Consider the following 20,979-nt stretch of genomic DNA (forward strand, 5'->3'; position numbering starts at 1 on the left):
ATAAAGTTTTATAAAAATAAGTCGATATATATTTAGATAAGGAATAGTCTGTTCCCGCCCAATGCGGAGTACAAGGAGGTGCTTATGGATATTCCTGCTTTATCAATGGCACTTGCTCAGAATCAGATATTGAATGACTTTGGTGTTGCCATGCTCTCAAAGAGCCTGGACAACATGGAAAGTGCAGGGGCTGCAATGGTGAAAACCATCGATTCCGCTCCGGCACCATCTCTTGATCCAAACCTTGGAAACAATATTGACATCAGAATCTGAGTAAAAAATCGGAATGAAGCCGCCAAATTTTAGTTTTGGCGGCTTCATTTTGCGTTATTTCTTCTCTATGGAGTTTTCTTTGATTTGTATGAGTCCCTGCTTGAGAAGTCTTCCTACGGCTCTCTTGAACTCATTTTTGCTCATGCCGGTCTTTTCACGGATAAGCTCCGGGGATGCCTTGTCGGTAAAAGGGATCTTGCCTCCCTGCTTGTCCATCATGGCCATGAGCTTGTCTGCGTCGGTGTCCATCTGAAGGTAAGCCTTTTCACGAAGGCTGAGGTTCAGACGGCCGTCCTCTTTTACGGAAACGACTCTTGCCTGGATGCTGTCACCGATCTGGATATTGCCGTAGAGCTCTTTCTTAGGGATAAGAGCTGAGTAGATGTCGTCAACGGCAACGAAGGCGCCGAAGTTATCGCTCATCTCGTATACGGTGCCCATAACCTTGTCATCCTTGCCGTAGGGGCTCTCATTTTTGAGATAAGGATAAACGTTCATGGTGACACAGAGGCGGCTGCTCTTGTCGGTATAAAGAGCGCAGAGAACATCATCTCCCTTGTGGACCTTTCTGGTCTGCTCCCTGAAGGGTAAAAGTACGTCCTTTTCCAGGCCCCAGTCCATGAAAGCACCGATCTTGCCGGTGTCCTTGACCCTGAGGACTCTCACATCACCAAGCATGATCTTGGGCTGGGTGGTGGTGGCGATAAGCCTGTCGTCAGAATCCTTGTAAATAAAAACTTCTATCTCTGAGCCAACCTTTGCATCGGCAGGAACCTGCTTTCTGGGAAGGAGAACTCTGTCTGCCTCCTTGCCGGGCTCTGCCAGGTAAACTCCGAAGTCTACTGTCTTAACTACTGTAAGTGTCTGTTTTGTTCCGATTAGAATCATTGTCTTCCGTCCTTTCGTTGGTAGCATGTCCCCATACATGCTGTTAGTTGTTGCTTTTTTCAATTATATCTTAATGATTTCCCGTTGTTTTTTCAACGAGTTTGATCAATTAGATTTGAGCTCTACTATGGAGTAGGGTTTGCCCTCTGCATTGTTGAGACTGATGGTGTAAACCGGTGCATCCTTGTCCCCGCTGATGACCATTACAGGGCAGATTATATCCCCAAGCCTTGCCTGCATGCGGTATTCGGCTCTCATGGAGGCGATGGCCATGTTCTTATCCGGGAGGCAGTCCTTGGCCATTCTGATGTACTGGCCGTTGTTGACGTGGTCGTTGGTGTCGAGATGGTAAGTCTTGACGGTTATCTCCTCAAAGGTTCTTGTCTCTCCCTCAGAAGGAACTGCAATCTTGCGGTCTGCGTAGTTCATGGGGAGCTTCTCTCCGGTTGGATATGCCTCGATCATCTCCTTGGTAACTCTTGAAGGAATCTTTTTCTCAAAGTCAAAAAGTGTCCAGATGGAGTTGGCCACTGCAAGGCGCTGGCCGTCCTTGGTATCCATGAAGAAGTTTCTGAAGCCGAACATGCCCTTGATCTCATAGGGAATAGTGCCAATTACCACTTCTTCCCCAAGCTTTGGAAATCTCGCAACCTCAATCTGCCAGCAATTAAGCACCCAGGCAATATGTCTCTCCTTGAGATACGCCATGTTAGCAGGCCCATCCTCAGTCTGGAAGGTTGAGCAATCCTGGAAGTAATTGATGAGGGACTCTAATGTTAGGAGGCCGTTTTTGTCTACTTCGCTGTATCTGATACGAGAATTGAATGAATACATGGCTGTGCCTTTCTGGGTATTGGCTACCCGGATGTATCTTGGCGGTTCACGGTGCAGCCTCGAGCCGGAACTCCATCGCCCTCCACACCTCCGGGCAGTAAAAAAGCGAGATTGAAAGAATCCAATCTCGCTTGAAGAGCTGGGCTAGTAGGATTCGAACCTACGTAATGACGGAGTCAGAGTCCGTTGCCTTACCGCTTGGCGATAGCCCACCGACAAGATTGTATTATACGCACCTCTTTCATTAATTGCAAGTACTTTTTTCAAAAATTTTCAATTTTTTTATATTCAAATTATTAGTTTCCAAAAACCGTGGGACAGCAAGGCTTCTCCCCGCTGTCCCACGAAAAAGTTTTATAAAAAATTTATCCCTCAAATAAAAGATCTGCATATGTAGGGAATGGCCAGTCAGTCTTGGCAACCAGCATCTCAAGAGCATCGGCCGGGGCTCTGAGGTCGTCCATAACAGGGCGAACGTGGTCTTTGTAGTAGAAGGCCTTCTTTCTCTGATCTGCGATCTTTCCGGCCTTGGCTTCTTCTGCGCCCAGCTTGTCCAGAGCTTTTTTCATCTTGGTGAGGTTGTCCTGGATCTCTTTGAGTTCCTGAACCTCAACAGATGCATCAACGCCTGCAGCCTTGATCTCATTTACATCCTTGGCAAGGCGTCCTGCGTACTTCATAACCGCAGGAATGATCTGCTTGGAAGCCATGTCGATCATGGTGAGAGCCTCGATATTGATGGTCTTGGCATAGTTCTCGAAGATAATCTCCTGTCTTGACTCAAGCTCTGTCTTGGTGAATACACCGAATCTCTCGAAAAGCTCAATAGCCTTCTTGGAGGTAAGGGTATCGGCAGCCTCGATGGTGGACTTGATATTGGGAAGTCCTCTTCTCTCAGCCTCTTTTTTCCAATCATCGGAGTATCCGTCGCCGTTGAAGATGATTCTCTGGTGCTTGGTGAGATACTTCTTAACAAGGTCATGTACAGCCATATCGAAGTCATCAGCCTTCTCAAGGATATCTGCAGCCTCGCAGAAAGCCTCTGCCACGATGGTATTAAGAGTGGTGTTGGAACTTGCCATGGAATCGGAAGAACCAACCATTCTGAACTCGAACTTGTTTCCTGTAAATGCAAAGGGTGATGTACGGTTTCTGTCTGTGGCGTCCTTCTCGAACTGAGGAAGGGTTGATACGCCGGTCTTGAGCTTGCCGCCCTTCTTGCTGGACCTGGCCTCACCGGTCTCGATGAGCTGTCTTACAACGTCCTCAAGCTGCTCTCCAAGGAAAACAGAGATGATGGCCGGAGGTGCCTCGTCGGCTCCAAGTCTGTGGTCGTTACCTACATCGGCAGCGCTCTGCCTCAGGAGATCTGCGTGGGTGTCAACGGCCTTAAGGATGCAGGCCAGTACAAAAAGGAACTGAACATTCTTATTAGGTGTATCACCGGGATCAAGGAGGTTCACTCCGTCGTCGGTGCAAAGAGACCAGTTGTCATGCTTACCTGAGCCATTAACGCCGGCAAAGGGCTTCTCGTGAAGAAGGCATCTCATGTTGTGATGCTCAGCCACGCGCTTCATGGTCTCCATAATGATCTGATTGTGGTCTACTGCGATATTGGCAGTCTCATAGATGGGTGCAAGCTCATGCTGTCCGGGAGCAACCTCGTTGTGCTGAGTCTTGTCGGGAACTCCGAGCTTCCAAAGCTCCTTGTTGAGATCCTTCATAAACTCGCCCACGTTCTCACGGATAACTCCGAAGTAGTGATCCTCCATCTCCTGGCCCTTGGGAGGCATAGCTCCGAAAAGAGTTCTTCCTGTGAAGATGATGTCCTCACGCTTCATGGACTTGTCCCAGTCGATAAGGAAATATTCCTGCTCAGGGCCTACGGATACGTTGACCTTGGTAGCACGATCATTTCCGAAAAGTTTTACGATACGAAGAGCCTGCTTATTTACAGCCTCCATTGAACGAAGAAGCGGTGTCTTTTTATCCAGGGCTTCTCCTGTATATGAACAGAATGCAGTGGGAATGCAAAGAGTAACTCCCGCGCCGGATTCCTTAAGGAAAGCCGGGGAAGTGATATCCCAGGTTGTATAACCTCTCGCCTCGAAGGTAGCGCGAAGTCCGCCTGATGGGAAGGAGGACGCATCCGGCTCGCCCTTGATCAGCTCTTTTCCGGAAAAAGATGTGATCATCTTTCCGTCCTTGTCGGGACTTCCGATAAAGGCATCATGCTTCTCAGCAGTGATTCCTGTCAGTGGCTGAAACCAGTGTGTGTAGTGTGTGGCACCGTGCTCAACGGCCCAGTTCTTCATGGCGTTGGCCACCACGTCGGCACTTCCCTTGGAAAGCTCGCCGCCTCCCTCGATTACGCTTACAACTTCTTTGTAAACATTCTTGGGAAGACGTTCTCTCATCTTCTCGATGGTAAAGACGTTCTCACCAAAGATCTCTTCTACGTTAAGTCTCTCTCCCATTATGCACCCCTTTGTACAAATGATATTTTAAATTTTCCGTTACAGTGTACAACACTTACTCTTTGGATTCAATTCGTAAAATGTCATATTTTTCAGCGGGTTCTGAAAGCTCCACATAGATAATCTGCTTAGAATGAGGGCAGGACTCCACACTCTCACCCTCTTCGTTGTACATTGCCTTAACGGTAACCTGCACATCGGTGCCGTCGGGCTTCATGATCTCGATATGATCTCCGACACAGAACTTGTTTCTCTGCTCTATCTTTGCATAACCTCTGTTATCGATCTCTCCGACGATACCAAGGTATATGTATTCGTTAACATAGGTGTTGTTATCATAAATCTGAGTCTCTTCACTGGGCTTGCCAAAGTAAAAGCCTGTGGTGAACTGACGGTAGGTACATCTGGAGATCTGGTCCTTGTACCAGGACATGTTCTCTCTGTACTTCTCCTCGGACTCAAAATAATCGTCGATTGCTTTTCTGTAGGTTCTGGCAACGGTGGCAACATAGAGGGCTGTCTTCATTCTTCCCTCGATCTTGCAGCTGTCAACGCCGGCATCCACAAGCTCGGGGATGTGGTCTATCATGCACAGATCCTTGGAGTTGAAGATGTAGGTTCCTCTGTCATTCTCATAGACGGGAAGATACTCTCCGGGGCGCTGCTCCTCCACAACCGCGTACTTCCATCTGCAGGGATGGGTGCAGGCTCCCTTGTTGGCATCTCTTCCGGTGAAGTAGTTGGAAAGAAGGCATCTTCCGGAGTAGGAGATACACATAGCTCCGTGGATGAAGCACTCCATTTCAAGATCATCCGGTATTTTTGAAGTGATCTCTTTTATCTCGTTGAGAGAGAGCTCTCTTGCGGCAACAACTCTCTTGGCGCCCAGCTGGTGCCAGAAGTTGTAGGTTTCATAATTGGTGTTATTGGCCTGGGTTGATACGTGGATGTCGATCTCAGGGCAGATCCTTCTGGCCTTCATGAAGATTCCGGGATCCGCGATGATGAGGGCGTCGGGCTTAAGCTCCTTCAGCTCATGAAGGTACTTCTCAACGCCGTCCAGGTCATAGTTGTGGGCAAGGATGTTCACGGTCACATGAACCTTAACTCCGTGCTCATGGGCAAAAGCGATTCCTTCCTTCATCTCCTCAGGGCTGAAGTTCTTGGCCTTGGCGCGAAGTCCGAAGGCGTCACCGCCGATATAAACTGCGTCAGCGCCAAAGATAACGGCTGTTTTTAGCACCTCAAGGCTGCTGGCAGGTATAAGTAACTCAGGTTTTTTCATAATAATCTCTCCTTTACAGTTTCACGGACAGTGTCATTCCGTCTCCCACCGTAAGTATCACTGTATTTAATGCGTCATTGTGCTTCAGCTCATAGAGGTACTCCCTCATCCTGGCGTGGATGGTCCTATCCCTTCTTGTCACCGCAAATCTTGACTCGATGACATCGCCGTCCTGAAGCACGTTGTCGGACACCAGAAGGCCTCCTTTATTGAGGATTCTCAGGCAGTCCGGCAAAAAGTTGATGTACTGGCCCTTGGCTGCGTCCATAAAAATAAAATCATACCCCTGAGGCAGAGTCTTTAAGATCTCCAGTGCATCCCCCTCCAGAAGTGTGATTTTCTTGTTTTTGTCGTATTTATCAAAGTTGGCTCTGGCTACAGGGATCCTCTTTTCATACTTCTCAATGGTGGTTATCTTGGTGTCAGCCCCCGAATACTCCGCCATCAAAAGTGCGGAGAAACCGACAGCACATCCCACCTCCAGTATGTTCACGGGTCTTGCCTGTGCCATTAAAAACTTAAGAAGTGCCTGTGTATCCTTGCGGATAATAGGCACCTCATCCTTAATCGCTATTCTCTCAAGCTCATCAAGATAGGGCGCATTTCCTGCGTCCAGGGAATTGATGAAGGCTTTCATTCTATCCTGTTCAACCACCGTTTGAATCCTCTGTCTCTTTGGCCCCATCACCGGAATCGGCATCATCTCCCTCTTCACCTTCTCCCGCTGCGGACATTATCCTGAGCATCTCCTCGGGAGTCATGGCGGTACTAAGCTCGTAGGTTCCGGCCTTCTCCTTGCCGTGATACTCTGATAACAGTTCCTGGAAAAAGAAGAGGTTTCTGTCGGTGATAAGTCCCACATCCGCCAGCTTCTTGCCGATGTCAGTTGCTCCGTCGCTTCTTCCGATGGTCACCGTCACTGTTCTGCCGGTGCCGGAAGATACGCTTGTCTGATTAAAAATATGATAGCCGTAGTCGTAGCCGACCTTGGCATATTTCATGATCATCATGGCAATGACTACTATAAATACCACTTTGACAATGGTATCAAGAAGTCCGAGGCCGATTTTCTTAATGCTCATTTCTTTGTTCCCCTAGTCCGGACACCCGCGAAGCTAAAGTCTATCAATAGTTGGTGTCCATGATTATAGGCATTATCATAGGTCTTCTCTTGGTCTTTTTCCAGATGTAATCGCTGAGAACGTCCTTAACAATGCTCTTAAGCTTGCTCCAGTCGGTGATGCCCTTATCAAGAGCCTCTGTGACCTCATCAAGCACAAGATCCGTAGCATCCTCTATAAGCTTGTCGGACTCTCTTACGTATACGAAGCCCCTGGATACGATTGTAGGGCCGGAAATAAGCTGTCCGCTGTCCTGATCGATGCCGAATACAACTATCACAATACCATCTGCAGCCAGGTGCTGTCTATCCCTAAGTACGATATTTCCTACGTCGCCTACGCCGAGACCGTCAACAAGGATGGCTCCCACGGGAACCTTGCCCTTGACCTTGGCGCTGTTTTCATCCAGCTCAAGAACATCGCCGGAGTGAAGGATAAAGATGTTCTCCTTGGGAATTCCAAGCTCCTTGGCAATGCTTCTCTGGGCCATAAGGTGTCTGTACTCGCCGTGAACCGGGATGGAGTACTTGGGCTTAACCAGTGTGTAAATGAGCTTGATGTCCTCGCGGCAGGCATGTCCTGAAACATGTACATCCTGGAAGATAACGTCCGCGCCCTTCATCTGAAGCTCGTTGATGATATTGGTAACAGCCTTCTCATTACCGGGAATGGGATGGGATGAAAAGATAACTGTGTCTCCGGCACCGATGGTGATCTTGCGGTGCTGTGAGTTAGCCATCCTGCTGAGGGCAGCCATGGACTCACCCTGGCTTCCTGTGGTAATGATAACTGTCTTGTTATCGGGATAGTTCTTCAGCTCATCGATATCGATAAGAGTGTTCTCAGGGATCTGGATACACTCAAGTTTCTGGGCGATATCAATGATGCTGACCATACTGCGTCCTTCCACCACAACCTTTCTGCCGCACTTGTGGGCAGTGTTGATGATCTGCTGAACACGATCAACGTTGGATGCGAAGGTAGCAACTATGATACGGGAATTCTCATGCTCATCAAAAAGAGTGTTGAGGGCTCTTCCTACTGTTTTCTCAGAAGGAGTAAAGCCGGGTCTCTCTGCGTTGGTAGAATCGCACATGATGGCGAGAACGCCCTTTTTACCGATCTCAGCAAATCTCTGAAGATCGATGGGATCCCCGTAAACAGGGGTATAGTCAACCTTAAAGTCACCGGTGTGTACCACGGTTCCTGCAGGTGAATAGATAGCAAGAGCTGCGGCATCAACGATGGAATGGTTGGTTCTGATAAATTCTACGCGGAACTGTCCAAGATTGATGGACTGTCCGAACTTAACAACCTTTCTCCTGGTAGCCTTAAGAAGGTTGTGCTCCTCAAGTTTGTGCTCGATGATACCCATGGTAAGGCGGGTAGCATAAACAGGCACGTTGAGCTCATGTAAAACGTAAGGAAGCGCACCGATATGGTCCTCGTGGCCGTGAGTGATCACGAAACCCTTGACCTTGTCGATGTTATCCTGAAGATATGTGATGTCCGGGATAACCAGGTCGATTCCCAGCATCTCATCCTCCGGGAATGACAGACCGCAGTCCACCACAATAATACTGTCTTCATATCTGAAGGCAGTGATGTTCATTCCAATCTGCTCAAGACCACCCAATGGGATGATCTGCAGCTTGGATGCATTTTCAATTTTCTTTTTAGCCAAATTCTTTCCTCCATTTGTATAGGCGGAGGGCATAGAAGCAGATATAAACCTATTCCCCGTTAGATATCTAAATCTATACCGTCCTCAGAAAGCAGCTTGCGAAATACACCTGCGACAGCTTCCAGCTCCAGGTCATCGTCTACGATAACGTATACTGCTTCCTCATCTTTAATATCGGAGTCGTCGCGAAGTATAAGCGCCTCTCCGTCACCATCTTCTTCATCTGTTACGAGAAGATATGTTTTCGCCCCAATAATAGTCTGTTCCAGGCAAAAAAATTCTACTGACTCTTCTCCATCCGGACTAAATACAATCTTTTCCAAAATTATTTCTCCTTGCTGTTATCAAGATAATCCTGAAGTATGATCTGGGCTGCAATCATATCCACATATTCCTTGCGGTCCTTGCCCCTGATGCCAACCTCATCCATTATCTCGTCAGCCTCAACAGTGGTGAGACGCTCGTCCCACATGATAACAGGTATACCTGTTCTGCGCTCGATCTTGTCCTTGAACTCAAGGCTGAGTTTTGAGCGCTCTGAATCAGACTGATCCATATTCAGGGGGAGACCCAAAACAATCTTCTCCACACCGTACTCAAGGATCAGTTCCTCAATACGCGCAAGTGTCCTGCGCAGCTTGTTCTCTTCTTTTCTACGGATGATCTCCCTGGCCTGGGCTGTCAGCAAAAGCTCGTCACTGATGGCGACGCCCACAGTCCTGGAACCGTAGTCAAGTCCCATAATACGCATTAAATCAGTCTCTCTTACCCCAATCGTTGTTCTTGATGTACTCGGTAAGCATCTCCTCAACGAGCTCGTCACGTTCAACCTTCATAATAAGGCTGCGGGCACCCTTGTGGCTTGTGATATAGGTGGGGTCTCCGGACATGATATATCCAACAATCTGGTTAACCGGATTGTATCCCTTCTCCATGAGGGCATCATAAACAACAGAAAGAACCTTCTTTACTCCGGTCTCCGGTTCAACCTCAACCTTGAAAAATTGGGTGTTTCCTAAATCCTGCTCTGCCATATTGTCTCTACCTTTCATAATTGTATTTTGTAAGGTCCCATGACCTTATGTTCGTAAGCGCATATATATTAATATTACACTAAGGTAATTAAATAAGCAATGTATCAGAATTTAGAAAGCCTGTGGGCACTACTGTGGTGATCTCGCCGGTGACGGCCCCTGCTGCGAAAGGTGAATCCAGAGGAACCGCAACTTTCACATATCTGTCGCTGTGTCCTGTCATGTATCTGCGGCCCTTGATCTCCTCTTCATCCTCCCAGAGGATCTCAAGCTTTTCTCCGATGAAACTGTTTCTGTAGCTCTCGGACTGGGTTCCTGTCATATGTAAAAGAACATCGCTTCGCTCGCTCTTTTGTCTGTCAGTGAGCTGGTCCTTCATGCCTGCGGCAACGGTGCCCTTTCTGGGGGAATATTTGAATACATGCATCTCGTAAAAAGAGATGTCCTCGCAGAACTTTCTGCACTCTTCGAATTCCTCGGGGGTCTCCCCGGGGAAGCCCACGATAACATCGGTGGTGATGGCGGGTCTGTCAAAATATTTCCTGAGGATATCCACGGACTGTCTGTACTCGGCAGCGGTATAGTGGCGGTTCATTCTCTTAAGAACGCTGTCACAGCCGCTCTGGAGGGACAGGTGGAAATGAGGGCAGAGCTTGTCCACCATGGAAAGTCTCTTCACATTTTCCTCAGTCATGATCCTGGGTTCGATGGAACTGAGTCTTATTCTTCTGATACCCGCGATCTCATTGATGTGCTCAATAAGGCTTATGAGCTGTGGCTCTTTTGTATCGAAATCAAGTCCATAGGAGCCCACATGGATTCCTGTAAGAACGACCTCCTTGCAGCCCTTCTGAACAAGGCCCTTGATCTCCGCCAGGATCTCCTGTTCCTGCCTGCTGCGGACTCTTCCTCTGGCATAGGGGATTACGCAGTAGGAGCAAAACTGGTTGCAGCCGTCCTGGATCTTGATGTAAGCCCTGGTGTGCTCGGGAAGCTCTGAAAGGAACATACTCTCGTACTCATTGGTGTGATTGATATCAATGATGGAGGCTCCTCCAAGGGTCTTATCTGTGACATCTGCATTTCTTGCGGCCAGGAACTCATTCAGGATATCTACGATCTCGCCCTTCTTGTTATTACCAACGGCAAGGTCAATGCTGTCGTCCTTTTTGACACCGTCAATTCCGGTCTCAACGTAGCAGCCCACAGCCACAACCACAGCCTCGGGATTTTCCTTTTTGGCTTTGTGGAGCATCTGTCTTGATTTCCTGTCGGCGATATTGGTAACGGTACAGGTGTTGATGATATAGATGTCAGCCTTTTCCGAAAAAGGCACGATAACTGCCCCCGCTTCTTTCAAGCGTTGTGACATAACATCCATTTCATAGCCATTTACCTTACACCCCAGGTTGTGTAATGCAATTTTCTGATTATTAACGTTATTAAACATATGGTATTTCTTTCCCAATCGGTCAATTTTGTCATTGACTTTTGTACTTAAGCCGTTTTATTATAAAGAAAAGAAGGAGGTATTTGCGCAATGAAGACCGTAAAAATTTCTTTAAATTCTATTGATAAGGTTAAATCTTTTGTAAACGATATTACGAAGTTTGATTATGATTTCGATCTCGTTTCCGGAAGATACGTTATCGACGCAAAGTCTATCATGGGAATTTTCTCACTCGATCTTTCCAAGCCTATCGATCTGAACATCCATGCAGAAGACGGCGCAGATGAGGTTCTCGAAATTTTGAAGCCTTACATGATCTAATCCTTGGATTAGATCCATTTTAAAAAGATATTATAGACCATCGGCCTAGGCCGGTGGTCTTTTATTTTGTCTTAAAGTTCTATTATCTCGTCTGTATCAATAGCTGTCTGAACCAGCTCATCGATCTTCTCCGCAAGAAGCTCCTCATGTCTTCTGATAACATCAGCCCTTGGCTTGGTCACAGGGTGCTTTGCCACAAAGATTGTGCAGCAGTCCTCGTAAGGAAGGATTGAAGTCTCGTAGGCATCTATCTTTAACGAAATATCAACGATGTCCTGCTTGTCGAAAGCGATAAGAGGTCTGTAAACAGGCATGTCCTGAACAACCTCGCCGGTGCACATAAGTGAAGGCATGGTCTGGGATGCCACCTGTCCGATGCTCTCTCCGGTTACAAGGCCCATGCAGCCTGACTTGTTGGCAAGAATATCTGCGATCCTCATCATGTATCTTCTCATGATGATGGTGAGCTCGTCGTGGGGGCAGGTCTCATAGATGTACATCTGAATATCTGTAAAGTTGATAACGTGGAGCTTGACGCTTCCTGTGTACTTGGAGATGACCTTGGCCAGGTCCACAACCTTCTGCTTGGCCTTCTCACTGGTGTAAGGGGGAGCGTTGAAATAAACAGCCTCGATATCAACACCTCTCTTGGCGATCATATAACCGGCAACGGGAGAGTCGATTCCTCCTGACAAAAGAAGCATTGCCTTTCCGGCAGTTCCGATGGGCATTCCGCCGGGTCCGGGAATAACCTCGGAAAAGATGTTGAGTTTTTCCCTGATCTCTACGTTGATAAGGATCTCGGGATCGTGAACGTCAACCTTCATCTCAGGGTAAGCATCCAGGATCTTTCCGCCCAGAGCTGCTGCCATCTCCATGGAATCAAGAGGATAGCTCTTGTCCACACGGCGGCATTTCACCTTGAAGGTCTTGTTTTTGTCGGGATATACTCCCGCTATGAAATCGATAACCGCCCGGGCTGTTCCATCCAGATCAGGAAGGTGGTTCTCATTATCTCTCTTAATGGTCACCGCAGGGCAGATTCCTGTTACGCCGAATACGGTCTGGATAGCCTCAACGGTCTCATCGAAGTCGAAGTCCTCCGCCTCGATATATACTCGTCCCGCAACCTTGGAGATGAAAAAGTCTCCGTCGCACTTGGCAAGAACTCTCTTAAGCTGCTTAACAAGGGCATCCTCGAAAAGGTATCTGTTTTTGCCCTTAAGGCCGATCTCGGCGTACTTGATAATAAAAGCATGGTACTGCATATTCTAATCCTCTTATCTAAACATTGGTCAATGGATCATCAGTGTCTGTAAAATTTCCTCATGGCCTCCACCTGGGAACACAGGGTATCCAGGAGAAGGTCTATCTCCTCCCTGGTGGTCATGAATGACATACTAATACGAATCGTGGATTCAAGCAAGTCTTTTTCAAGGCCGATGGACTTGAGAGTGCCTGAAATGTGCGGGTTATTGGAGGCGCAGGCGCTTCCGGCTGAGACATACACGCCCTTGCTGCTGAGCATGTTAAGAACGGTCTCAGCTGCCAGGCCTCTGATGGATACGCTGACAATATGGGGGGCTCCCTCTCTTACCGCAGGGCCGTTGATCTTGATGTCGTTTACTCTCTCCTCCAGGGATTTTACAAGGTACTCCTTGAGCTCATAGAGCTTCTCCTTGTCCTCCTTGAGGTGCTGATCACAAATCCGGGCAGCCAGGGCCATTCCTGCGATTCCGGGAACATTCTCCGTGCCGGATCTCATACCCTTCTGCTGGCCTCCGCCGTAGTTGATGGCCACAATCTTGGTACCTTTTTTGATATATAAAAATCCGATGCCCTTGGGGCCGTGGATCTTGTGGCTTGATACAGCAAGAAGATCGATGTTCATCTTCCTGGGTCTGATGAGGAGCTTGCCGTAGGCCTGGACCGCATCCACGTGGAAGTAGATATCGGGATTAAAGGCCTTGATGATGGCTCCCGCCTCTTCGATGGGCTGAACTGAGCCGATCTCATTGTTTACAAACATCATGGAAACCAGGATGGTATCGGGACGCAGGGCATTTTTCAGATCCTCAAGGCTGATCACCCCTTCTTCATTAACGGGAAGGTATGTGATTTCAAAGCCCTCTTTTTCCAAAAAGCCGCAGGTCTCATATACCGCCGGATGCTCGATGCAGGTGGTGATGATATGCTTGCCACGCCACTTATTGGCTCTGGCTACACCTATAATGGCTGTGTTGTCGGACTCTGTTCCGCCGGAGGTGAAAACTATCTCCTGAGGGTCGCACTTAAGAGTACTTGCGATGGTTTCTCTGGCTTCCCTTACTCTGTCTGATGCCACCAGGCCCATGTGATGAACGCTGGAGGGGTTTCCGTATTCTTCTGTCATGACTTTAACCACAAGAGCTGCGACTTCATCAAAAACTCTTGTGGTGGCTGAATTGTCTAAATATGCTTCCATTGTACTAATCTTTCTATCTGTTAAAAGTTACCTGTGATGAATGTCATCCCTCAAGATGATACATCAGCCAGGAAATAATTGTAAATCCCGCTGTTTCGGTTCTGAGGATCCTCTTACCAAGGGTGATGGGCTTAATGCCGTTTTCCATGCAAAGGTCGATCTCCTGCTCAGAGAAGCCTCCCTCGGGACCGATGAATACTGCGATGCTCTCTCCGGGCTTAATGCCTTCGATGAGCTTTTTGGTCTCATCCATGTGCTCCGCGTTCTCGTAGGGAATGAGCTTGATGTCCATATCCTTACAGAACTCCACGGCCTGCTTCATGGTCATGGGCATGGTCACTTCCGGTATGATGGCCCTCTTACTCTGCTTGGCTGCGGCCTCGGATATGGCCTGCCAGCGCTTTATTTTGCTCTCCGCCTTCTTTTCATCCAGCTTTACCACGCAGCGCTTGGTGGACATGGGGATAATCTGATAAGCCCCCAGCTCCACAGCCTTCTGAATGATGAGCTCCATCTTGTCCACCTTGGGAAGTCCCTGGAAAAGATAGATCTTAGAGGGCAGCTCGTTCCCCACTTCTTCTACAAAGCAGAGGTTTCCGATAACGCTGATTTCATCTATGGATTCTATCTCGTAAAAGAACTCTTTTCCCTCGGCGTCGTCCCTGATGCTGACGGAGAACTGCTCTCCTATCTTCATGCGAAGGACATTGGCTATATGATTGTAATCAGCTCCTGTGATCTCTACCTTCTTGTAGTCCGGTGTGAGCTGACTGTTTTCCACAAAGAAATGATACATCAGTTTTTCCTCGAAGTGATGGATACCCAGTCTCCCTGATGGTGGATCTCAAGGATCTCAAGACCCGCATCAAGATGTGCCTTCTTAACCTCTTCTTCCTTGGTGTTGATGATTCCGGAGGTGATGTAGATACCGCCGGTCTTGAGCCGAGCCAGGATCACAGGGGTCAGGGGCACCAGGACATTGGCAAGGATGTTGGCAACAACGATGTCGTATTTGTCATAGCCTACCTTGTCCTGAACGGACTTATCATCGATGATATTTCCGATCATCATGTCGAACTTGTCGGCAGAAATGCCGTTGTTCTCCATATTCTCAGCAACTGCGGGAACCGCACATTTATCAAGGTCTGTGCCCACAGCGTGCTTGGCGCCGAACATAAGGGCCAGAATGGAAAGAACGCCGCTGCCGGTTCCGACATCGAGAAGCTCAGTCTCGGGTGTTACATACTTCTTGAGCATTCTGATGCAGAGCTGTGTGGTCTCGTGCATACCTGTTCCAAAGGCTGTTCCGGGATCGATATGAAGTACCATGGAGGCTCTGTCCATATCCTCCTGATTCTCCTTCTCCCAGGAAGGAATAACAAGAATGTCATCTATATAGAACTTATGGAAATACTGTTTCCAGTTGTTGATCCAGTCGATGTCCTCTGTAACGTCAACGGAGATGGTTCCGTCGCCTATATCGGAGAACTCCTTGAGCTCATCCAGTTTCAGACGGATCTCCGTCTTCATCTCCTCAGGGCTCTTTCTGGTCTTAACGTACTCACCGTTTTCATCGGGAACTTCTACGGTAAGCATATTTTCATCATCTATTTCAAGGAAAAAGTTAAGGTATGCAACGCCGCTCTCGATGCCGTTATCCATCTCATCGGGCTCAAGCTCGGGAGCATCAATGAACATCTGCTCCTTGTCCTGGGCTGTCAGGGGCGCATTATCTTCAATCTGAGCTCCCTCGAGGCCTATATCCTCCAGGTAGCTGATAATTATATCCTCTGATTCTTCATTGGTTCTTACTCTGAAACGCATCCATTTCATAGTCTCATTTCCTCTCTCAGTGCTATGAACAACAAAAACCGTAGCCAGAAGCTAGTTCTGACTACGGAAGTATAACATATTAATTCATTTTTTCCAAAACAAATTTTCGTTAATTATTTACTGAAAAAGCCCTTCTTCTTTTTGCCGCCGCCGGATCCGTCTGAAGGACCCTTGTCATCGCTTCCTAAGATGCGATCTGCAGCTGTAAGAGAATCGCCGGTCTTTTCATCAAACTGCTTAAGAAGTTCCTTGGCTTCCTTGGAGATCTTCTCAGGAACCTGAACTACCAGTGTTACGTAGTGGTCACCCCTTACTTCCTTATCACGAAGGGAAGGAACGCCCTTGCTGCGAAGTCTTACTCTGGTGTCGGTCTGGGTTCCGGGCTTAACGTCATAGGCAACCTTGCCGTCTACAGTGTCGATGATAACTGTTCCGCCGAGGGTTGCAATAGCAAAGGACATGGGAACTACAGAGTAGATGTCGTAGCCCTCTCTCTGGAAAATAGGATGATCGGAAACGATAACCTCCACAAGAAGGTCTCCTCTTGGTCCGCCGTTAACACCGGGCTCACCCTTATCTCTGATCCTTACGCTCTGGCCGTTGTCGATTCCGGCAGGAATGGAAACCTTGATCTTCTTCCTGCTGGCTATATAGCCTGTTCCGTGACAGTCTGTACACTTATCCTTGATAACCTTACCGGTTCCGCCGCAATCAGGACAGGTCTGAACGTTTCTCACAGTTCCGAAGAAGGACTGCTGTGTATAAACGATCTGTCCCTTACCACCGCACTTGGAGCAGGTCTGGGCCTGGGTTCCGGGCTTGGCTCCTGTTCCGTGACAGGTAGGACATGGATCCTTAATGGTAAGTTCCAGCTCCTTCTCACAGCCAAATACGGCCTCAAGGAAGGTTATCCTGACACTGGCACGAAGATTGGCTCCCTTGGAGGGGCCGCTTCTGGCGCCGCCGCGGGATCTGCCGCCACCGAAGAAATCACCGAAAATATCACCAAAGATATCTCCAAAGTCTGCGCCGTTAAAGTCGAAGCCACCGAATCCGCCGGCTCCGCCACCCTCAAAGGCTGCATGTCCGAACTGGTCATACTGACGCTTCTTCTCAGGATCTGAAAGTACGGCGTAAGCCTCTGAAGCCTCCTTGAATTTGTCAGCTGCAGACTGGTCTCCGGGATTCATATCCGGATGATACTTCTTGGCCAGGACTCTGTATGCTTTTTTAATCTCATCCTCTGACGCGCTCTTGCTAACGCCCAGGACCTCGTAATAATCACGCTTCTGTTCAGCCATATTACTCCTATCTATATATGAAAAGGCTTACTGCCTTACACTCCGAATAGCCAGACGGAAAAACCTCCGCCTGGCTACCCATCATTTATGCATTAAACTTCTCTGTAATCGCCGTCAACTACGTTGTCATCGTTTGAAGATGAACCTGCAGAAGCACCACCCATATCAGGGCCTGCTGCACCGCCCATGTTAGGGCCTGCTGCACCGCCCATGTTAGGGCCTGCGCCTGCTGCTCCCTGAGCGTTCTCATACATCTTTGCAAAGAGTGCCTGAGCATCGTTCATGAGCTTCTCCTTCTGGCTCTTAAGAGAATCGATCTCTGAGTCTGAAAGCTCCTTATCCTTGGTCTGCTCAAGAGTCTCCTTGAGAGCCTTGATATCATCTTCTACAGTCTGCTTCTGGGAAGCGTCGATCTTGTCGCCTACATCCTGAAGTGCCTTCTCTGTCTGGAATACGAAGGAGTCTGCATCGTTGCGGGCATCGATGCCTTCCTTACGCTTCTTGTCCTGAGCCTCATACTCCTGAGCCTCTTTTACAGCCTTGTCGATATCCTCGTCAGACATGTTGGAACCGGCTGTGATTGTGATGTGCTGCTCCTTGCCTGTGCCAAGGTCCTTAGCTGATACATTAACGATACCGTTGGCATCGATATCGAAGGTAACCTCGATCTGAGGAACTCCTCTCATTGCCGGAGGGATTCCGTCAAGTCTGAACTGTCCGAGGGACTTGTTATCCTTCGCGAACTGTCTCTCACCCTGGAGAACGTTGATATCTACTGCTGTCTGGTTATCTGCAGCTGTTGAGAATACCTGGCTCTTCTTGGTAGGGATAGTTGTATTTCTCTCGATAAGTCTTGTAGCAACACCACCCATGGTCTCGATTGAAAGTGAAAGAGGTGTTACGTCAAGAAGAAGGATATCGCCTGCGCCGGCATCGCCTGCAAGCTTACCACCCTGGATTGAAGCACCGATAGCTACGCACTCATCAGGGTTAAGGCTCTTGGAAGGCTCGTGGCCTGTGAGCTGTTTAACCTTCTCTACTACGCAGGGAACACGTGTTGAACCACCAACAAGGAGAACCTTGCCAAGGTCTGCGTTTGTAAGACCTGCGTCCTTCATAGCGTTCTGTACAGGGATAGCTGTCTTCTCAACAAGGTCGTGGATAAGCTCCTCGAACTTAGCCCTTGTAAGGTCTACATCGAAGTGCTTAGGGCCATCAGCGCCTGCTGAAATGAAAGGAAGGTTGATGTTGGTTGTGGTTGAAGAAGAAAGTTCCTTCTTAGCCTTCTCAGCAGCTTCCTTAAGTCTCTGCATAGCCATCTTGTCGCCAGAAAGGTCTACGCCCTCTTTATTCTTGAAATCCTGAACCATCCAGTTGATGATTGCCTGGTCGAAGTCATCACCACCGAGGTGTGTATCACCGTTGGTTGAAAGAACCTCGATAACACCGTCACCGATCTCAATGATTGATACATCGAATGTACCACCACCAAGGTCGTAAACCATGATCTTCTGCTCTTTCTCGTTATCAAGTCCGTATGCAAGAGCTGCAGCTGTGGGCTCGTTGATGATTCTCTTAACCTCAAGACCTGCGATCTTACCTGCATCCTTGGTTGCCTGACGCTGAGCGTCATTGAAGTATGCGGGAACTGTGATAACTGCCTCTGTAACTTTTTCGCCGAGATACTGTTCTGCATCAGCCTTCAGCTTCTGAAGGATCATAGCTGAGATCTGCTGAGGAGAATATTTCTTTCCATCAATTGTACGACCACGGTCTGTACCCATGTCTCTCTTAATTGATGCGATTGTGTTGTCTGCGTTGGTAACAGCCTGACGCTTAGCAGGCTCACCTACGATTCTCTCACCATTCTTGGTGAAGGCTACGATTGAAGGTGTTGTTCTTGCGCCCTCTGCGTTAGCGATAACAGTGGGCTTACCACCTTCCATAACTGCTACGCAGCTATTGGTTGTACCAAGATCGATACCGATAATCTTACTCATATTCTTTTCCTCCGTTTTATTCTCAAAATATTTAACAAAACTCTATATTTACTGATTAACTGCTACCATGCTGTGTCTGAGCACGGTGTCATGGAACATATAGCCCTTTTGAAGTTCCTGTGCAACTACACCGGATTCGAACTCCTCACTCTGTGCCTGCATTACTGCGTTGTGAAGGTTGGGATCGAATTCCTTACCCACAGCTTCAATAGGGGTAACTCCAAGATCCTCCATCTGCTTCATAAGCTGCTTGTAGATCTTGTTCATGCCGTCTGCAAAAGCTCCGTCCTTCTCATCCTCGGGAACTGCTGCAAGACCTCTCTCGAAATTATCTATAACGGGAAGGAGCTTCTCAAGGACACTTCCCTGGCCCTGCTCAAACATCTGGGCCTTCTCCTTGTCTGTTCTCTTCCTGAAGTTATCGAACTCTGCCATCTGTCTTACGACTCTGTCGTTAAGCTCGTCAACTTTTTCCTGAAGGGGGTTCTTTTTCTCTTTCTTACCAAAGAGTCCCTTTTTCTTGGCTTCCTCGGTGCCTTCCAGCTCTACGTCAGGCTCTGCACCCTCGGCCTTCTCTTCCTGCTTGGGAGCCTTCTCATCGGCCTTATCTTCTGCCTTGGCCTCTGCCTTGGCCTCTGTCTTGGTCTCTGTCTTGGTCTCTGTCTTGGTCTCAGCCTTCTCAGCGGCTTCCTCCTCAAGTTCTTCCATGATGTTCTCGAGAACCTCTTTCTCCTTCTCGCTCACGTTTTTCTTCTTATCGCTCAATTACTCTTACCTCCTAAATCAAAAAACTGATATATCTCAAACACTGCTCTAGCTCTTCTTGTAAAGATCATCAAGAGCATGTCTCATATTCTTAAGTGTGGTAATAACCTTGTCGTAATCCATACGCTTGGGTCCGATGATTCCTACGGTGCCCTTCATTCCGTCGCCAAGCTCATAGGTGGCTGTTACAACGCTGCAATCCTTCATGGCCTGTACGGGGGTCTCATTGCCGATATAAACCTGAATACCGGTCTCCTCAGCCTCATTGGCCAGGGTGCCCTCAACGATACTGGAAAGATCTCTTGTATCCTCAAAGGTACTGATGAGCTCGCTGGCCTTGGCATTGTCCGTAAGCTCGGGATACTTGAAAATGTTCATGGTACCGCTGGTGTAGATCTGAAGGTCCTCATCCGCTGTGATGGACTCGGCTGCGGCATCTATCACGTTGCCTATGATCTCGCTGTGTATGCCGGCCTCCTGCTTAACCGCAGCTATAAGACCGAGGTTGATATCCTCAACAGCAAGACCGTCCAGTCTGGTGTTCATAAGGATGTTGAGCTTGAGCATCGTGGCGTCATCCAGAACCTCTTCCACAGGAATGATCTTGTTCTTGATAACGTTGCCCTCAATAACGATGGTGGCCAGAAGATGCTCATCATCCACCTTGGAGATCTGGATGAATTTCAGCTTGTTCTTACGAATCTGTGGAGCGGAGATCATGGTGGCATAGTTGGTATCTACGGCCAGGGTCTTGGCAACCTGTTTCAGCAGGTTCTCAAGCTTCTCCTCTTTATCAAGGAGCATCTCCTTCATGTTCTCAACTTCCTGTTCCTTATCCCTGAGCATCTCATCTACATATACTCTGTAGCCCTGATCCGAAGGGATACGTCCTGCTGAAGTATGGGGCTGTAAAATAAGTCCCATCTCCTCGAGATCCGCCATCTCATTCCTGATGGTGGCTGAGCTGAGGTTCAAGTCCGTATACTTGGAAATAGTACGGCTGCCCACCGGCTCTCCGGTCTCTAAGTAGTTCTTGACTATGGCATGAAGTATGGTTCGTTTTCTCTCATCCAGTTCCAAATCGTTCACCTTCCTCAGTATTTTGCGCACAAATTCATTGGCAGGCATATCTTCTTTTTGAGTGTTAGCACTCACATGATATGAGTGCTAACATCTTCTGTATCATAAATTATCACTATGGGGTATCAATGTCAACCATCAAAATATAAAAAAAGAAGAAAAAGGCCTG

At 48.2% G+C, this 20,979-nt stretch carries 21 protein-coding genes and 1 tRNA gene; 2 read left to right on the forward strand and 20 right to left on the reverse strand.

Annotation, left to right across the window (positions count from 1 at the left end; translation table 11 throughout):
* Positions 1 to 84 precede the first annotated feature (84 nt).
* Positions 85 to 273: a YjfB family protein gene (locus T359_RS0110455; protein ID WP_026517441.1), complete on the forward strand. Its 189-nt coding sequence runs from the start codon at positions 85 to 87 to the stop codon at positions 271 to 273.
* A 54-nt stretch (positions 274 to 327) separates the two neighbouring features.
* On the opposite strand, the gene T359_RS0110460 is transcribed toward T359_RS0110455, so the two are convergent.
* From T359_RS0110460 to mtaB, 12 genes are all read right to left on the reverse strand, one after another.
* A complete protein-coding gene (locus T359_RS0110460; protein WP_026517442.1) occupies positions 328 to 1,161 on the reverse strand; it encodes a CvfB family protein in 834 nt (277 codons plus the stop codon).
* Between the two features lie 105 nt (positions 1,162 to 1,266).
* The gene (locus tag T359_RS0110465) at positions 1,267 to 1,995 is read right to left on the reverse strand and encodes an acyl-[acyl-carrier-protein] thioesterase (protein ID WP_026517443.1); all 729 of its coding nucleotides are present in this window, start codon (positions 1,993 to 1,995) and stop codon (positions 1,267 to 1,269) included.
* Between the two features lie 139 nt (positions 1,996 to 2,134).
* A tRNA-Gln gene (locus T359_RS0110470) sits at positions 2,135 to 2,207 on the reverse strand.
* Between the two features lie 153 nt (positions 2,208 to 2,360).
* Positions 2,361 to 4,472: a glutamine synthetase III family protein gene (locus T359_RS0110475; protein WP_026517444.1), complete on the reverse strand. Its 2,112-nt coding sequence runs from the start codon at positions 4,470 to 4,472 to the stop codon at positions 2,361 to 2,363.
* Positions 4,473 to 4,527: 55 nt separating this feature from the next.
* Positions 4,528 to 5,757 carry a peptidase U32 family protein gene (locus T359_RS0110480; protein WP_026517445.1) on the reverse strand — a complete coding sequence of 410 codons (1,230 nt, stop codon included), beginning with the start codon at positions 5,755 to 5,757 and terminating at the stop codon, positions 4,528 to 4,530.
* 13 nt (positions 5,758 to 5,770) lie between these two features.
* Positions 5,771 to 6,412 carry an O-methyltransferase gene (locus T359_RS0110485; RefSeq protein WP_026517446.1) on the reverse strand — a complete coding sequence of 214 codons (642 nt, stop codon included), beginning with the start codon at positions 6,410 to 6,412 and terminating at the stop codon, positions 5,771 to 5,773.
* Entirely contained in the window at positions 6,405 to 6,839 is a 435-nt protein-coding gene (locus T359_RS20025) for a hypothetical protein (protein WP_051545245.1), read from the reverse strand. The genes T359_RS0110485 and T359_RS20025 overlap by 8 nt, the downstream gene beginning before the upstream one ends.
* A gap of 43 nt (positions 6,840 to 6,882) precedes the next feature.
* Positions 6,883 to 8,595: a ribonuclease J gene (locus T359_RS0110495; RefSeq protein ID WP_051545248.1), complete on the reverse strand. Its 1,713-nt coding sequence runs from the start codon at positions 8,593 to 8,595 to the stop codon at positions 6,883 to 6,885.
* A 26-nt stretch (positions 8,596 to 8,621) separates the two neighbouring features.
* Positions 8,622 to 8,885 carry a DUF1292 domain-containing protein gene (locus T359_RS0110500; protein ID WP_026517448.1) on the reverse strand — a complete coding sequence of 88 codons (264 nt, stop codon included), beginning with the start codon at positions 8,883 to 8,885 and terminating at the stop codon, positions 8,622 to 8,624.
* A gap of 2 nt (positions 8,886 to 8,887) precedes the next feature.
* Positions 8,888 to 9,313, reverse strand: coding sequence for a Holliday junction resolvase RuvX (gene ruvX / locus T359_RS0110505; protein ID WP_026517449.1), 426 nt, complete (start codon positions 9,311 to 9,313; stop codon positions 8,888 to 8,890).
* Positions 9,314 to 9,317: 4 nt separating this feature from the next.
* On the reverse strand, positions 9,318 to 9,596 hold the full coding sequence (locus T359_RS0110510) for an IreB family regulatory phosphoprotein (RefSeq protein ID WP_026517450.1): 279 nt from the start codon (positions 9,594 to 9,596) through the stop codon (positions 9,318 to 9,320).
* Between the two features lie 88 nt (positions 9,597 to 9,684).
* Positions 9,685 to 11,046 carry a tRNA (N(6)-L-threonylcarbamoyladenosine(37)-C(2))-methylthiotransferase MtaB gene (gene mtaB / locus T359_RS0110515; protein WP_026517451.1) on the reverse strand — a complete coding sequence of 454 codons (1,362 nt, stop codon included), beginning with the start codon at positions 11,044 to 11,046 and terminating at the stop codon, positions 9,685 to 9,687.
* A gap of 90 nt (positions 11,047 to 11,136) precedes the next feature.
* Here mtaB and T359_RS0110520 point away from each other — a divergent pair, with 90 nt between their 5' ends.
* Positions 11,137 to 11,367, forward strand: coding sequence for an HPr family phosphocarrier protein (locus T359_RS0110520; RefSeq protein ID WP_013282005.1), 231 nt, complete (start codon positions 11,137 to 11,139; stop codon positions 11,365 to 11,367).
* Positions 11,368 to 11,438: 71 nt separating this feature from the next.
* Here the strand turns inward: T359_RS0110520 and thiI are convergent, their stop codons facing one another.
* The 8 genes from thiI to hrcA all read right to left on the reverse strand — a co-directional run bounded on the left by thiI (position 11,439) and on the right by hrcA (position 20,858).
* A complete protein-coding gene (gene thiI / locus T359_RS0110525) occupies positions 11,439 to 12,635 on the reverse strand; it encodes a tRNA uracil 4-sulfurtransferase ThiI (protein ID WP_026517452.1) in 1,197 nt (398 codons plus the stop codon).
* A 38-nt stretch (positions 12,636 to 12,673) separates the two neighbouring features.
* Positions 12,674 to 13,831 carry a cysteine desulfurase family protein gene (locus T359_RS0110530; RefSeq protein ID WP_026517453.1) on the reverse strand — a complete coding sequence of 386 codons (1,158 nt, stop codon included), beginning with the start codon at positions 13,829 to 13,831 and terminating at the stop codon, positions 12,674 to 12,676.
* A 43-nt stretch (positions 13,832 to 13,874) separates the two neighbouring features.
* Positions 13,875 to 14,627, reverse strand: coding sequence for an RsmE family RNA methyltransferase (locus T359_RS0110535; RefSeq protein ID WP_026517454.1), 753 nt, complete (start codon positions 14,625 to 14,627; stop codon positions 13,875 to 13,877).
* The gene (prmA, locus tag T359_RS0110540; RefSeq protein ID WP_026517455.1) at positions 14,627 to 15,664 is read right to left on the reverse strand and encodes a 50S ribosomal protein L11 methyltransferase; all 1,038 of its coding nucleotides are present in this window, start codon (positions 15,662 to 15,664) and stop codon (positions 14,627 to 14,629) included. Before prmA ends, T359_RS0110535 begins: the two co-directional genes overlap by 1 nt.
* Positions 15,665 to 15,777: 113 nt before the next feature.
* The gene (dnaJ, locus tag T359_RS0110545; protein ID WP_026517456.1) at positions 15,778 to 16,965 is read right to left on the reverse strand and encodes a molecular chaperone DnaJ; all 1,188 of its coding nucleotides are present in this window, start codon (positions 16,963 to 16,965) and stop codon (positions 15,778 to 15,780) included.
* A 92-nt stretch (positions 16,966 to 17,057) separates the two neighbouring features.
* Positions 17,058 to 18,965, reverse strand: a complete 1,908-nt coding sequence (gene dnaK, locus T359_RS0110550) for a molecular chaperone DnaK (RefSeq protein ID WP_026517457.1) — start codon at positions 18,963 to 18,965, stop codon at positions 17,058 to 17,060.
* Positions 18,966 to 19,013: 48 nt separating this feature from the next.
* The gene (gene grpE / locus T359_RS0110555; RefSeq protein ID WP_051545278.1) at positions 19,014 to 19,673 is read right to left on the reverse strand and encodes a nucleotide exchange factor GrpE; all 660 of its coding nucleotides are present in this window, start codon (positions 19,671 to 19,673) and stop codon (positions 19,014 to 19,016) included.
* A gap of 105 nt (positions 19,674 to 19,778) precedes the next feature.
* A complete protein-coding gene (gene hrcA / locus T359_RS0110560) occupies positions 19,779 to 20,858 on the reverse strand; it encodes a heat-inducible transcriptional repressor HrcA (protein ID WP_051545250.1) in 1,080 nt (359 codons plus the stop codon).
* Between the last annotated feature and the right edge of the window lie 121 nt (positions 20,859 to 20,979).

It is taken from the genome of Butyrivibrio sp. MC2021, from assembly GCF_000621605.1.
In the GTDB taxonomy this organism is placed as follows: Bacteria; Bacillota; Clostridia; order Lachnospirales; family Lachnospiraceae; genus Butyrivibrio.